This window comes from Arthrobacter sp. G.S.26, assembly GCF_050847375.1.
Taxonomy (GTDB): Bacteria; Actinomycetota; Actinomycetes; order Actinomycetales; family Micrococcaceae; genus Arthrobacter.
This window is the reverse complement of record NZ_CP193752.1, coordinates 3662800-3676690: the sequence shown is the minus strand read 5'-3', so window position 1 is coordinate 3676690 and position 13891 is coordinate 3662800. Positions and strand designations below refer to the sequence as shown.

Here is a 13891-nt window from a genome sequence, read left to right as displayed (position 1 = left end):
CCTTGCCCAAAAGTAACCCCGATCACATACTTTCCACAAGGGGAAAATGCATTTCCATATTATGGAAGTCTAAAAACCAATTGTGACTGTGGGGGGGCAGCCTGGGCCCTCGTGGAGCTGACCGGCGCAGACGTTGCCGAAGAGCCGGTAGTGCCACAAAGGAGGCCGGGATTCCCGTGCCGCGATTTGCAAAAAAAGGGGCAGGGGCCGCCGGCGCGGCGGCCCCTGCCGGCTCAGTGCCAGAACCCGAGGGCGAACTCCGCGATGACCGTGGACAGCAGGAACGATGCTGTGATGGCCACCAGGCCCACCGGGATGATCTTCCAGCCGATGTTCTTCAGCAACGGAATGTCCTTGCCCAGCGAGAGGCCGGCCAGGGTGAGCATCACGGTGGCGATGGACAGGAAGTCGACCGTTTTCATCACCGAATTCAGGGCCTCCGCCCCGAAGAACCAGGGGCTGGAGATGTACGCGCCGATGGTGGTGACGTAGACAATCGCCGAGATCTTCCGGGTGGCCTTCGCCAGTGCCAGGCTGACCAGGACCAGGGCCAGCATGATGCCGTAGCCGCCCACGATGGACAGGCTGAACCCCTTGGCAGCCACCGACGCGGTGCCGATGCCGAGGACCGTCAGGACCGACAGGGACAGCCACAACGGGAGCTTGATGGCGGCGGAGGACTCCGCAACCTTTTCGCGGAATGCCCGGTTCTCCTCGGCCTGGGCGGCTTCGCGGTCAACGTCGGCCTGGCTGCGGACAGTGCCGCCGTCGGCAGCCACCGCAGCCTTTTCGCGGGCCGTCTGCTTGCGGGTAAGGAACTTGTAGAACTTGTCCGCCAGGGGCAGTGCGATGTAGATGCCCACATAGACGCCCAGGATGGTGGTGATCAGGTTGGATACCGCTGCCATGCCCAGGATGGCTTCCTGGTCCGCCGGGTAAGCGGCGATGATGCTGGCCGAGGAAGCCGCCATCATGGAGCCGGAGCCCACGCCGGCGCCCATCGCGAGAGCCAGCGGATCGAAGATCTTCCAGTTGGCAACCAGCGAGGTGAGCAGCGTAATGAACACGGCGCCGAACAGGGTGCCGAAGACGTACATGGCCAGCACACCGCGGTACTGGTCCGAGTCCGGACCGTACTTTTCGGAGACCATGGCGAACGACGGTTCGCGGTCCAGCGAGAACGTGGCGCCAACCGTTGCCTTGCCCATCCGGAGCAGGACAGCCAGCGGGAGGGCCAGCATGATGGTGCCCAGCAGGTGCCCCACCTCCTGGAGGAGCAGGGCGGGTCCGGCCCGGAGCAGCGTGGGCAGGCTGGGGCCGATGTTGAAGGCCAGCCGGGCCACCAGCAGCAGGACGGCCACCCCCACCAGGGCTGCCGCGACCCGTTGCAGGTCGATGCCCATGGGCTTGAACTTCTGGATGGATACAAGCAGCCCGAGGATCAGCCCCCAGACCATGGGGAAGATGACGATTGCGCCGATTCCGAGGTCGATTTTGGCCTGGCCAATGAACTGCACGGCCAGCGCAATGACAAACGCCAGCGCGGCGACCGGAAGCGTCAGCCGGGCACCAGCTGTGTCTTTCCGCGGGGTTGTGGTGCTGGTACTCATGAGGTGCCTTCCTGGGTGAAAGTACGACGGCGGTATGCCGCTTTGGTGAAGCGTTCCCGTTGGGTGGGGGTTGAGGCAGCGGCGGAGACGGTCCAGGCCAGCGCTGTGGCTGCCTCGAACATCACGCCGTAGGCCCCGGGGGTGTCGGCAAGCGCTGCGAACGCGTGCGAGTGGATGGGGACGTTGGCTCCAGGGATGCTGAGCCAGGGATGAAGGGACGGGATGACCTGGGAGATGTTGCCCATGTCGGTTGAACCGCCGCTGAGGCCGGCCGACGGTGAGGTGTCCTTGCCGAAAGTGTCCATGGCCGCGGTCCAGTGTGCGGCAAGTTCGTCGTCCTGGCGCAGCGGTTCATACAACGGTTCGGTCGGTTCGATGGCCAGCGTTGTTCCGGTGGCCAGGGCGGCCCCTTCAAAGCAGCGGCGGACGCGTTCCAGGAGGGCCTCGTACTCCGGCAGGGTGAAGGCCCGGCATTCAAACTGGACCACTGCCTTCTCCGGGATGATGTTGGTGACATGCCCGGCCTCAGCCACATACAGCGCGATGCGGTGGTCGCCGGGGATCTGCTGGCGCAGCAGGCCAACGGCAACCTGGCTCAACACGGCGGCGTCGGCTGCGTTCACGGCCAGGTGCGGGGCCGCTGCGGCGTGCGCGGCCTTGCCGGTGAACGTTGCCTGGTACCTGCCCACCGCCTGGGCGCTGGTCCCCGCCGGGTTGTAGGTCACCCCGTCCTGGACCGGATGGACCATCAGTGCCAGCCCGACGCCGTCGAACGCCCCGGCTTTGAGCATCAGTACCTTGCCGCCGCCGTGCTCCTCGGCCGGGGTGCCGATGGCCTTCAATGTGATGCCCAGCTGGTCCACCAGCGGCTGGAGGGCCAGGGCCGCCGCCACCGAAGCGCCGGCGATCAGGTTGTGCCCGCAGGCGTGGCCGATGTCCGGAAGCGCGTCGTATTCCACGCACAGGGCAACGGTCAGTTCACCCGTGCCGGCGGTGGCGGTGAAGGCCGTGGGCAGGCCGGCTGTGCCGCGTTCCACCGAAAAGCCGCCCGCTTCCAGGAGCGCGGCGATGGCCTCCGCCGAGCGGACCTCCTCGAAGGAAACCTCCTGGTGGGCGTGGATGTCGCGGGCCAGTTCCTGCACCTGCGGACGCCAGCGTTCGACGCCGGCAGCGAGTTCGGCGCGGAGGTCCGGCGCCGCGGGGGTTGGCTCTGTCTGTTCCATGGGTAGCTGCCTGTTCTGGGTGGGCCGGTCTAGTAGGACAGGGAAGGAAAGGGGGACCCGGCGGCACGGGTGGGCACCCAGATGGCTTTTGTCTGGGTGTACTCGTCCAGGACGCCCGGGCCGGAGGAGCGGCCATGGCCGGAGTCGCCGAATCCGCCGAACGGGACTGCCACGTGGATGGTTTTGTAGGAGTTGATCCAGAACGTGCCGGCCTTTACCTCGCGGGCCACGTGGTGGGCGCGGGAGACGTCGGAGGTCCACACCGCTCCGGCCAGGCCGAAGTTGGTGTTGTTGGCCCGGGCGATGGCCTCTGCCTCGGTGTCGAACGCGTCAGCGCCCACCACAGGACCGAAGACCTCGGTGGTTTCGAGCCGGTTGGCCGGTGTCACGCCGTCCAGCAGGGTGGGCATCACCCAGTGCCCGCCAGCCAGGGCGGACCCGGCCAGTGCCTCCGGAAGCGCCGCCTCCGTGACCCGGCGGCCGCCGTCGTGCATTCCCTCCTCGATGAGTGTGGTGACCGTGGCGAACTGCTGGGCGGTGATGATGGGGCCCACCTCGGTGTCTGCGCTGAGCGGGTCGCCGACGCGGAGCCGGGCGGCTTTGGCAGCGACCATCTCGATGAACTGCGCGTGCACGCTGCGCTCCACCAGGAGCCGGGATCCTGCCACGCAGGACTGGCCGGCGCCGGAGAAGATCGCGGAGATGGCGCCGTCCGCGGCGCGGTCCAGGTCGGCGTCGGCAAACACGATGTTGGCGCTTTTGCCGCCGAGTTCCAGCAGCGCCGGGATGCCGGCTTGAGCTGCAGCGACGGCCACCCGGCGGCCGGTGGGGACGGAGCCGATGAAGCTGACCTTCCCCACGCGCCGGTCGGTGGTGAGGGCGGCGCCGACGGTCTGGCCGAGTCCTGCCGCCACGTTGAAGACGCCGGCCGGAAGTCCCGCCTCGTGGGCCAACTGGGCCAGCCGGACCGAGGAGGCGGGGGTGAATTCGCTGGGCTTGATGATCACGGCGTTGCCGGCGGCCAGGGGTGCTGCGGAATTCCAGCCGGCCGTGAACAGCGGAGCGTTCCAGGGCGTGATGGCGACAACAACGCCCCATGGGACGCGCTCGGTGTAGGTGTGCCAGTTGCCCGGGACCGGGATGGTGTGGCCGGTCAGTTTATCCGCCCAGCCGGCGTAGTAGCCGAACATTTCGGCGACTTTGGCGGCTTCGACGCGGGCATCGCGGATGGGTTTGCCGGTGGTGGCGGATTCGAGGATGGCCAGTTCCTCGCCGTGCGCCTCGACAACGCGGCTGACGTTGCGGAGGATGGCTGCCCGCTCGAAACCGTTGAGCGCTCCCCAGGTGGCCGCGCCCGCCGTCGAGCTTTCAAGGATGGCGTTGGCGCCGTCGGTGCCTGGGTCGGCGTAGGTGGCGAAGGGTTCGCCGGTGGCTGCTGCGGTGAGCGTGATGCTGTCGCCGCTGCCGGTGGCAACCCTGCCGTCAACAAAGGCCCCGAGGCCGGCCGGGAAGGCGGCGTCCAGGACGGCCCGGGCGGTGGCCGCCGAGGAGGAGGTGGGTGCTGTGGTGATAGGCAAGGTAATGGTCCTTAAGGGCTGGGAATCAGGCGGTGGGTGTGGTGGTGGGCGCGCCCGCGGGCGTGATGGCCGGGGCGACGGTCCGTGCGATTTCCGTGAAGTCGGCCCGCGGGCCGAGGAGGGCCAAGGCGTCCTGCCACTGGTTGGCGACGGCGGTGAGCAGGGTGGGGCTTTCGCCGATCCGGGTGGCGATCTCCACGGCGAGGGCCGCGTCGCGTGCCATCAGGCCGAGGGAGAAGCCGGAGTTGTGGGTGCCGGTGAGGACCCAGGTGGGGTACATGTTGGCGGAGACTTTGCTGCCGCCGGAGGCTCCGCTGATGCTGGCCGCGGCCGTGGCGGGATCGATGCCGTAGGCCTTGGCGACGCCGAGGGCCTCTCCCACTGACGCGAGGTTCGCGGCGGCCAGGACGTTGTTGAGCAGCTTGACCACGTTGCCCGAACCCGGTCCGCCGATGTGGCTGAAGTTTCCGCCGGTGAGGGCCTGCAGCACCGGCCCGGCGGCCTCCAGTGCGGCATCCGTGGCGCCCACGAAGGCGCTGAGGGTGCCGGTTGCGGCGCCGTCCCGGCCGCCGGAGACGGGGGCATCGATGAAGGCCGCACCCTGTGCCGCCGCAAGCTGGGCCATGTGCTTGCTGGTGGCGGGTTCGGACGTGGTGGTGTCGATGATGGCCACGGTGCCCGGTGCTGCCAGCAGCTGGGGAACGGTGGTTTCCACGATGCTGGCCGCGGGCAGGGACAGGACTGCATACGGTGTGCCGGCGATGCCGGGCAGGCTGTCAGTGGTGCTGATGCCTGCATCTGCGGCGGATTTCCGGGCGGCTTCGGACGGGTCGAAACCAGTGACGTCCCACCCTGCCTTGTGCAGGGTGGCGGCCATGGCGCCGCCCATGGCGCCGAGGCCGATCACGGCGATGCGGCGGCTTGTTGGCTGGTTCACAGGGGGTACTCCTCAGGAGGTGGTGGTGGTTTGGCTGTTCGGCGCAGTCAGTCGAGGTAGACGTCAAGGTCTTTCCAGAGCTGCTGGGTGCGCCGGATGGTGGCCCGGCTGCGTTCCGGATGCGCAGCCTCCATGCCGGCGAGCAGGCCGTAGACCAGGGAGTTCGCGGCGGTAACGGATTGGAAGAACGAGATGCCCTCCGAGGCCACCACCAGGAGGTGGTCGGCGGCGGTGGCCAGGCGGCCGCGGCGCAGGTCGCTGATGGCCACGACGGTGGCGCCCGCCTCTTTGGCGGCTTCGGCGGCAATGATGATGTGCTTTACCGAGCGCCACATGTTGATGACCACCAGGACGTCCCCGGGGCCAAGGCTGTTGGTGCTCGACGCCAGGTGGACACCGGCGCGGTTTTCCAGCGTGATGGGGTAGCCCATGGTGGAGCCCAGGTGGGCCATCACGCCGGCGGGACCGGCGAACGAGCCAATGCCAACAACGGTGATTGACCTGGCCGCGGCCATTGCCGCAATGGCCCCCTCAGCTTCCTCCGGGGTGTTGGAGTCCAGCGTCAGGCGGAGGTTTTCGATGTCGTGGGTGATGGCTTCGTACAGCGGGCTGCGGGTGACGCCGTGTTCGGTGAGGGTTTCCTCGGTGGAGATCATCACCAGATACCTGGAGCGGAGCTCGCGTTGCAGGTCCGGCCAGCCCCGGTAGCCCAGGTGCTGCGCTGTGCGCACCACCGAGGAGTTGTTGACGTCGGCGCGCTGGGCGATTTCGGCCAGTTCCGCGTACGACGACAGCTGCGGGTTGCGGCGGATGACTTCCACCACGCGGCTCTGCGCCTTGGTCAGCGCAACGTCCGGCAGTGCGTCCCCCAGCCATTCGTGCGAGCTGATGCCGGAGCTGGAGTCGATGCCGGAACCGAACTCGTTCTCTTCGGAAAGGTGCTCGGGGGAAAAGCTGGGGTTCAAGGCAGGACCATTCTGTAACGCAGATCACTCTGCAAGTGCAATTGCATCAAATGTAGCCTGCAATTGCGTTTGCGAACAGTGTTTTGTGTTTCAGGAAGGTAAAACCCTGTTGGTTGCAGGATTTTCCGGGTTTGTTATGCCGGCGGCTTTAGTCGGGCCCGCTCCAGGCGGAGCCCTTTTGGCGGCCCGCGGGACCGCTGCAGGCACCAGCAGCTGCCAGGCCAATACAGCTAGGTCCGGTCCGGGCTAAGGGTGCCGGTGGCAGGGAGGGGCCGGTTCACCACGGCCAGCAGCTGCTGCGCCAGTTCCTGCGGCGTCACTGCGGCATCCAGCCTCACGAACGTGCCGTACCCCGGAAGCCTGCGGTAGGCCTCGTGGAAGGCGGCCAGGTCCTCCAGGGTCTCGTTATCGGCGCCCCTCGCAAGGATGCGCTGGTGGGCGGTGGCGGGATCCACCTCGAGATGGACGACGGCGGCCGGCTGGGGAAGTGCCGCCAGGAGCCAGGGCAGGAGTCGGCCCTGGGGGATCCCCTTGGTGTCCCGGAGCGCCAACTGGCAGTGCAGGTGCCGGTCCATCACCACCAGGCCCGGGTGACGGCTGGCCCGGAGGTGCGAGACCAGGACGTTCCACCCGCGCACCGTTGTTTCGATGGCGTCGGCCAGCCGGGGCGGGAGCCGGACCCCCAGCCGGTCGCCCAGCACTGACATGCTGCGGCGGCCCGCGTGGTTGTTGAGCAGCAGCGCCTCTCCGCCGTCTGCTTTCACGGCTGCTACCAAAGCGCGGGCGGCCGTGGACTTACCCGAACCGTCGATTCCGGTCAGGACAATGATCATGTGGCCTCCTTCCGCCGTCTGCTTAACGCCGGAGGGCGGCCGTGTGTCCCGGCTGAGTCCCAACTCACAGTCGTTGGGACGCCCGCGAAGGCGGTGCCGGTCAAGGAAACCGCTTGCGGTAGGCCGCCATGGCCAGCACGTAGGCCACGACCAGGGCGCCCACGCACCAGGCGAGGGCCACCCAGATCCCGGAACCCACCGGCCGTTCGGCAAACAGGTCCTGGATGGTGTTGACGATCGCGGTGACCGGCTGGTTTTCCGCGAAGGCGCGCACCGGCCCGGGCATGGTGTCCGTGGGAACGAAGGCGGAGCTGATGAACGGCAGGAAGATCAGCGGGTAGGAAAAGCCGCCTGCGCCGTCAACGGACTTGGCGGACAGCCCGGCGATCACGGCCACCCACGTCAGTGCCAGCGTGAACAGGGCGAGGATGCCGGCAACGCCCAGCCATGCCAGCGGCCCGGCCGGGGTGCGGAAACCCATCAGCAGCGCCACCAGCACAATGATCACCAGCGACAGGCCGTTGGCCACCAGGGACGTGATGACGTGCGCCCAAAGAACAGAGGACCGCGCGATGGGCATGGAGTGGAAACGATCGAAAATGCCGCCCTGCAGGTCCGTGAACAACCGGAATGCGGTGTAGGCGATGCCCGAAGCGATGGCGATCAGCAGGATGCCCGGCAGCAGATAGTTGACGTAGTTGCCGGTCCCGGTGCTGATGGCACCGCCGAAGACGTAGACAAACAGCAGCATCAGTGCGATCGGGGTGATGGTGACAGTGATGATGGTGTCCGGACTGCGGGCGATGTGGCGCAGGGACCGTCCCAGCAGGACCTTGGTGTCGCTGAAAAAATGTGTGGCCATGGTGTCCTACCTGCCCGGTGCGTTGTTGCCGATGATGGCGAGGAAAATATCCTCAAGGCTTGGCTGCTTCTCCACATACTCGGTCCTGGCCGGGGGGAGGAGCTGCTTCAGCCCGGCCAGGGTGTCGTCCGCAATGATGCGGCCCTGATGGAGGATGCCGATCCGGTCTGCCAGCTGTTCGGCTTCGTCCAGGTACTGCGTGGTGAGCACCACGGTGGTGCCCTGCCCCGCCAGTGTCCTGACCACCTGCCACACGTCCTTGCGCGCTTCGGGGTCCAGTCCGGTGGTGGGCTCGTCCAGGAAAATCACCGGCGGATTACCCACCAGGCTCATGGCGATGTCGAGGCGCCGCCGCATGCCGCCGGAGTAGGTGGCCACCTTGCGGGTCCCGGCGTCGGCCAGGTTGAACTGCGCAAGGGCGTCGTCCGCGATCCCGCCCGGGCCGGCAAGGTGCCGCAGCCGTGCCACCAGCACCAGGTTCTCCCGGCCGGTGAGGATCTCGTCCACGGCGGCAAACTGGCCCGTCAGGCTGATGGATTGCCGGACCGCCAAAGGATGGGTGCCGACGTCGAACCCGTTGACCGAGGCGGTGCCGGCGTCCTGCCGCAGCAGCGTTGACAGGATCCGGATGATGGTGGTTTTGCCCGCGCCGTTGGAGCCGAGCAATGCGTAAATGGAGCCCTGGGCCACGTCAAAGTCCACGCCGCGCAGGACATGCAGCTCCTTGAAGGACTTCTCCATGCCGCGCACCCGGATTGCCGGCGCCGGTTCCTGTTGTGTTGCCATGTCGTTGCAGTTCCTTCCTGGCTTGCGCCGGGGAACGGCCGACGGCGGGTGGTTAGCTTCGCCCGTCGCCGGAGGTTCCGTGGTCCCCGGCAATGCTGTTGATGGTTTGGGCGAGCCGCTCGCGTTCCTTGTTGATCCACAGGCTCTCCGGATAGTTGCGCATCAGTTCCTCGGCAAACTCCACCGGGTCCGCGCCCACAATGTCCCGGACCGGGGTGGCGTCAGCGGCGGCCTGCTCAAAGAGGTCCGCCACGTCGTCCAGGAGCTGCAGGATGCTCTCGCCCTTGCCCGAGGCGAAGTGCCAGAAGTAGCGCTCCACAGCGTCCAGCACCTTGCGGTAGTTCGCCGGGAGCTGCTCCTTGCGGGCCTTGTACCGGCGGAACCGCCTCTTCTGGTCGATCATGTCTGTGATGAACAACGTCATCTCCCTTCGTTGCGGAGCTGTTCGAGCCGCCCGGACAGGAAGCTCCATGTTTTCCAGAATTCCTCGAGGTATTCCCCGCCCTGGGCGTTGAGCGAGTACACCTTGCGCGGCGGCCCTTTTTCGGAGGGGCGCTTCTCAACGTCCACCAGGCCGCGCTGCTCGATCCGCACCAGGAGCGCGTATACCGTTCCCTCGGCGATGTCCGTGAGCCCCTTGTCCCGCAGGCGGGCCGTGATGTCGTAGCCATAGGCGGGGCTGCCCGCCAGGATGGCCAGGACGATGCCTTCGAGGGTGCCTTTGAGCATCTCCGTCATTTGCTTGCCCATCAGGTCCTCCCGTCACTACTTAGTAATGCTGACTACCACTACATAGTAGCACTAGGTAGTGATGGCACAAGAGGCAGTTTTCGGCGGAGTCGCCGGACTCAACCGACCAGGCGGGGTCCGCAGCGAAGCAGCCGGAACCTCTAGGCTGGAGGCATGCCGGGCCGGACCCGGCAGGAACTGCCGCCACTCCCAGCGAGAGGAATGATCATGAGCACGTCCAACGAAGAGCAGCCCACCGGGCAGGCCGCCAACATCCGCGAGGAACAGCAGACGCAGGCTGCCGGAACCGTCCCCGCATCGTTCGTGGGTAAGGGCGAACCTGGCCAGGAGGACAAACCCGAGGATGCCCTGGAAGAGCCGGGCACCTGGGATGACGAGGTCTGAGCCGCCCGTGATCACCAGCGTTGACGTTGCCCAGGCGGCCGCTCGAACCAAGGGCCTCACCCGGACCACCCCCATCCTGGCCGGGGACCCAGGAACAGTTGCCGGGCAGGTCTGGTTCAAGTGCGAGTTTATGCAGCACACCGGGACCTTCAAGGCGAGGGGCGCGCTGAACCGGATCCTGGCGAGCCGGGAACGCGGGGAACTGCGGCCGGATGCGGGAGTGGTGGTGGCCTCCGGCGGGAACGCCGGGCTGGCCAACGCCTACGCCGCAGCCCAGGTGGGGGTGCCGGCAACCGTGTTTGTCCCGGAGACGGCGCCCGCCGTGAAGGTGCAGAAACTGAAGGCCATCGGCGCCACGGTGGTCCAGGCCGGGGCGGAATATGCCGTGGCGTACCAGGAGGCGGTGGCGTACGCGGCTGAAACCGGCGCCGTGTACTGCCACGCGTACGACCAGCCGGAAGTAGCCGCCGGGGCCGGAACCGTGGGGTCTGAACTGCTGGCACAGCTGCCGGGCGTGGACACCATCCTGGTGGCCGTGGGCGGCGGCGGGCTGATGGCCGGCATCGCGGCAGCCGTGGAAGGTTCGGCCAAAGTGGTGGCAGTGGAACCGGAGACCGCGCCCACCCTCCACGCCGCGCTCGCGGCCGGAAAACCCGTGGACGTGGCCGTCTCCGGCGTTGCGGCCGACTCGCTGGGCGCCCGCCGCATAGGGGAGATCGGCTACTCCGTGGCGGTCCGCACCGGCGTCGAAAGCGTCCTGGTGAGGGATGCGGACATCATCGCCGCCCGGTCGGCCCTGTGGAACGGCTACCGGATGGTGGTGGAACACGGTGCCGCCGCGGCTTACGCGGCGCTGGCGGCCGGCTCCTACGCGCCGCAACCCGGCGAGAAGGTGGCCGTTATTCTCTGCGGCTCAAACACGGACCCGGCAACCCTGTAGGGCTGCCGGGTGCGGTCCGGAAGCTACTGCTGGCCGCCGCAGAGCGAGCTGAACGTGGTGCCGGCTTCCTGGTAATCAGCTGACAAGTCAGCGAGCTTGTCCTCGTCGGGGGTCTCCTTGGCCTGCTCATCAGTGAATTCGAGGATGGATTCCAGTGCCGGCTTCAGGTCGTCGGACGCAACGGCGTGGATGGGCCGGATCTGGTTGGCCAGGCGGTTCATGCCCGTCTTGCCGGCGTTGTTGGCCGGGCTGGACACTACTGCCTGGATCCGCTCGCAGGTTTCCTGGGTGGTGAGCTGGTTCGAAGCGGTGCAGGCCGTGGCTGAGACGGCGAGTCCGGCGGCAAACAGGGCAATGGTGAATTTCTTCATGGATCCCTCAGTAGTTGATTGAGGTTTCGATTGTAAGCAGAACAGCGCCTGATGCGCCTTGCCGGGCAGGTCGCGGCGGCGCAACAAAGCGGCGGCAGGTACGGTGGTTCCGGCCCGCCGCCGCTCACGGTTGCCCGCTTGGTGTGCCGTTAGACGGTGCGGGGTGCCTTGGCGAGGTTCGCCTCAAGCTCGGCGGCGTTCTGCCGGACCACGTAGGCCGGGCGGTCGCGCTCCACGCGCCAGGATTCGGACAGCGGGCCGATATTGACCGTGTCGAAACCGAACTCGTCATACAGCTTTGCCACCAGGTCCGAGCCCTCCGGAAAGTCGCTGGCCGTGGCCAGCGCCCGCCGGTTTTCGGTTCCTGCAGGGGTGCCCCCGGAGATGTCCTTGGCCATGATGTGGTTGAAGCCTTTGGCCACCTTGGACTCCGGCAGGTGCTCCTGGAGCATCCCCGCAGTGGTGGCTTCGCCGTTGTCGAGGGCGGGGACGCGGCCGTCCCGCTCCCAGTAATAGTTGTTGGTGTCGATCACGATCTTGCCGGCCAGCGGCGCCACCGGAATGTCCCGGTAGTTCTTCAGCGGCACCGTCACCACGGCGAAGTCGCCCGCCTCTGCCGCGGTTGCCGCCCGCGCCCTGGGGCCGAGTTCCGCCACGAGGTCCGCCAGGGTTTCCGGCCCGCGGGAGTTGCTGATGACCACGTCATAACCGGTGGCCACCGCCTTCCGGGCTACCTGGCTGCCGATGTGTCCTGCTCCGATGATTCCAATAGTCGTCATATGGGGGCCAACGGCGGACCGGGCGCAGATATTTCAGTCCGGCCCGGGGAATAAACCAGCGCCCCGGCGGCTACTGTCCCAGATAGCGGCCTGGCCGGTGGTTGAGCGCCAGGATGAGGTTCAGGAGTGTCGCACCAGCCGCCGACAGCAACACCATGGGCACCGGAACCAGCGCCAGCGACGCCAGCACAATGGCCACGTCCAGGACCATCTGCACATAGCCCGCCCGCCAGCCCAGGCGATCCTGCAGAATCAGCGCCAGGATGTTGAAGCCCCCAAGGCTCGACCTGTGCCGGAACAGGATCAGCAGGCCAACCCCGGCCAGCAGGTTCCCGGCCACCACGCCGTAGGCGGGCTGGATGTCCAGGGCGCCCAGGAACAGCGGGTGCAGGCTGGACATGACAGACACCAGGGCGATGGCCGCACCGGTCCGCATCGCGAAGTCCCAGCCCTTCTTCCACACGGCCAGGATAAAGAACGGCAGGTTCACGGCCACAAAAATGACGCCGAAGGGTACCGTCACGGAGTAGCTGAACAGCAGGGCCAGGCCGGCCGTTCCACCGGTTACCGCCTCGCTGGATTTGAGCAGGTAAAGGCCCAGGGATGCGGCGAAGGTCCCGGTGAGGATGCCAAGGATGTCTTCCGCGGCAGTATGGCGGAAGGTGGCAGGCCCGCCCTGCGCAGGGGCAGGTTTCTCGGCAGCGGAAAGTGTGGCAGCGGGAGTGCTCATGCGGCGGCGAACCCCGCGCGGTGGCCCAGGACTGCCAGCACCCGGTTGTTGGTGGCGGTGTCCGCCAAAGTGATGCGGACGCCGTCGCCCGCGTATCCCCGCACCAGGATGTCCGCTGCGCCCAGCGCTGCAACGATGTCCTCCCGGAGCGCGTCCGAGGCCCGGATCCAGAAGAAGTTGGCCTGGCTGTCCGGCAGGTCCCAGCCTGCCAGCCGCAGGGCGGCCGTCACGCGGCTGCGTTCCGCGGCCACGGCCCCGGTGCGTTCGGTGATTTCGGCGTCGGCGGCGAGGGACGCCACCGCGGCCGCCTGGGCCATCCGGTTCACGCCGAAGGGCACGGCGGTGCGGCGCAGTCCGTCCGCAATCTCCGGCCGGGCGATCGCGTAACCAATCCGCAGGCCGGCCAGCCCGTACGCCTTGGAGAAGGTGCGCAGGATGCACAGGTTCGGGTGCCGGCGGTAGAAGTCCAGTGAATCCACGCCCGGCCCGCGCTGGAACTCGATGTAGGCCTCATCCAGTACCACCAGCACATGCGGGGGAACGGCGGCGAGGAAGTCGTCAAGGTCCGCCGCGCCGATGGAAACGCCAGTGGGGTTGTTGGGGGAGCAAAGCAGTACCACGCGGGTGCGCTCCGTGATGGCCGCTGCCATGGCGGGCAGGTCGTGGTGCTCGTCCGCCCGCAGCGGGACCGGGACCGATACCGCGCCGGCCACCGTCACCAGGATGGGATAGGCCTCAAAGGACCGCCACGCGAAGATTACCTCGTCGCCGTGCCCGCACATTGCGGACAGGATCTGCTGCAGCACCCCTGAGCTTCCCGGACCGGCCGCCACCTCGTCCGGTGTGACGCCGTGGTGTTGGGCAATCGCTTCGCGGGCCTCCACCGCCCCCATGCTGGGATAGCGGTGGATCCTGCCTGCTTCCGCGCCCAACACGTCCAGCACGGACGGCAGGGGCGCGAAGTGGCTCTCATTCGAGGCCAGCGCCGCGGTCAGGTCAGTGAGGGCGCTCCTGCCGGCAACATAGGCGGGCAACTGTGCGACGTCGGGACGCACCTTGGGTGCGGAAGCTTCGGGAAGGATGCTGGTCATGCAAGCATCGTCTGGCATTTCGTCGGATGTGCACAACACAGGCCAAAGTGGCA

General features: G+C 67.3%; 16 protein-coding genes. 2 read left to right on the top strand and 14 right to left on the bottom strand.

Features of this window, described 5'->3' with window-relative positions; all coding sequences use genetic code 11:
- Positions 1-233: 233 nt before the first annotated feature.
- From ACRB8A_RS16915 to ACRB8A_RS16870, 10 genes are all read right to left on the bottom strand, one after another.
- The gene (locus tag ACRB8A_RS16915) at positions 234-1610 is read right to left on the bottom strand and encodes a DUF3100 domain-containing protein (RefSeq protein ID WP_050685042.1); all 1377 of its coding nucleotides are present in this window, start codon (positions 1608-1610) and stop codon (positions 234-236) included.
- A complete protein-coding gene (locus ACRB8A_RS16910) occupies positions 1607-2833 on the bottom strand; it encodes an amidohydrolase (RefSeq protein ID WP_050685041.1) in 1227 nt (408 codons plus the stop codon). The genes ACRB8A_RS16915 and ACRB8A_RS16910 overlap by 4 nt, the downstream gene beginning before the upstream one ends.
- 29 nt (positions 2834-2862) lie before the next feature.
- Positions 2863-4410: an aldehyde dehydrogenase family protein gene (locus ACRB8A_RS16905; RefSeq protein ID WP_432245178.1), complete on the bottom strand. Its 1548-nt coding sequence runs from the start codon at positions 4408-4410 to the stop codon at positions 2863-2865.
- Between the two features lie 25 nt (positions 4411-4435).
- Positions 4436-5347: an NAD(P)-dependent oxidoreductase gene (locus ACRB8A_RS16900; RefSeq protein ID WP_056598505.1), complete on the bottom strand. Its 912-nt coding sequence runs from the start codon at positions 5345-5347 to the stop codon at positions 4436-4438.
- A 47-nt stretch (positions 5348-5394) separates the two neighbouring features.
- Positions 5395-6255: a MurR/RpiR family transcriptional regulator gene (locus tag ACRB8A_RS16895; RefSeq protein ID WP_285241890.1), complete on the bottom strand. Its 861-nt coding sequence runs from the start codon at positions 6253-6255 to the stop codon at positions 5395-5397.
- Between the two features lie 287 nt (positions 6256-6542).
- Positions 6543-7145 (bottom strand): thymidylate kinase, encoded by a 603-nt coding sequence (locus ACRB8A_RS16890; protein ID WP_432245177.1) that lies wholly within the window; start codon positions 7143-7145, stop codon positions 6543-6545.
- Between the two features lie 100 nt (positions 7146-7245).
- Complete coding sequence (locus tag ACRB8A_RS16885; protein WP_050685037.1) at positions 7246-8007, bottom strand: ABC transporter permease; 762 nt, start codon at positions 8005-8007, stop codon at positions 7246-7248.
- A 6-nt stretch (positions 8008-8013) separates the two neighbouring features.
- Complete coding sequence (locus ACRB8A_RS16880) at positions 8014-8793, bottom strand: ABC transporter ATP-binding protein (protein ID WP_432245176.1); 780 nt, start codon at positions 8791-8793, stop codon at positions 8014-8016.
- Between the two features lie 52 nt (positions 8794-8845).
- Positions 8846-9217 carry a DUF1048 domain-containing protein gene (locus ACRB8A_RS16875; protein ID WP_050685035.1) on the bottom strand — a complete coding sequence of 124 codons (372 nt, stop codon included), beginning with the start codon at positions 9215-9217 and terminating at the stop codon, positions 8846-8848.
- Positions 9214-9543 carry a PadR family transcriptional regulator gene (locus ACRB8A_RS16870; RefSeq protein WP_050685034.1) on the bottom strand — a complete coding sequence of 110 codons (330 nt, stop codon included), beginning with the start codon at positions 9541-9543 and terminating at the stop codon, positions 9214-9216. The genes ACRB8A_RS16875 and ACRB8A_RS16870 overlap by 4 nt, the downstream gene beginning before the upstream one ends.
- Positions 9544-9750: 207 nt before the next feature.
- Here ACRB8A_RS16870 and ACRB8A_RS16865 point away from each other — a divergent pair, with 207 nt between their 5' ends.
- Both ACRB8A_RS16865 and ACRB8A_RS16860 read left to right on the top strand, forming a co-directional pair.
- Entirely contained in the window at positions 9751-9927 is a 177-nt protein-coding gene (locus ACRB8A_RS16865; protein ID WP_157370959.1) for a hypothetical protein, read from the top strand.
- A 7-nt stretch (positions 9928-9934) separates the two neighbouring features.
- A complete protein-coding gene (locus ACRB8A_RS16860) occupies positions 9935-10867 on the top strand; it encodes a threonine/serine dehydratase (protein WP_432245175.1) in 933 nt (310 codons plus the stop codon).
- A 23-nt stretch (positions 10868-10890) separates the two neighbouring features.
- Here ACRB8A_RS16860 and ACRB8A_RS16855 read toward each other — a convergent pair whose 3' ends face one another.
- The 4 genes from ACRB8A_RS16855 to hisC form a co-directional block, all read right to left on the bottom strand.
- Positions 10891-11238 (bottom strand): hypothetical protein, encoded by a 348-nt coding sequence (locus tag ACRB8A_RS16855; protein ID WP_050685031.1) that lies wholly within the window; start codon positions 11236-11238, stop codon positions 10891-10893.
- A 149-nt stretch (positions 11239-11387) separates the two neighbouring features.
- Positions 11388-12017, bottom strand: coding sequence for an NADPH-dependent F420 reductase (locus ACRB8A_RS16850; RefSeq protein ID WP_432245174.1), 630 nt, complete (start codon positions 12015-12017; stop codon positions 11388-11390).
- 70 nt (positions 12018-12087) lie between these two features.
- Positions 12088-12747, bottom strand: a complete 660-nt coding sequence (locus tag ACRB8A_RS16845) for a YitT family protein (protein WP_432245173.1) — start codon at positions 12745-12747, stop codon at positions 12088-12090.
- Positions 12744-13838, bottom strand: a complete 1095-nt coding sequence (gene hisC, locus ACRB8A_RS16840) for a histidinol-phosphate transaminase (RefSeq protein ID WP_285241866.1) — start codon at positions 13836-13838, stop codon at positions 12744-12746. The genes ACRB8A_RS16845 and hisC overlap by 4 nt, the downstream gene beginning before the upstream one ends.
- Positions 13839-13891 lie beyond the last annotated feature (53 nt).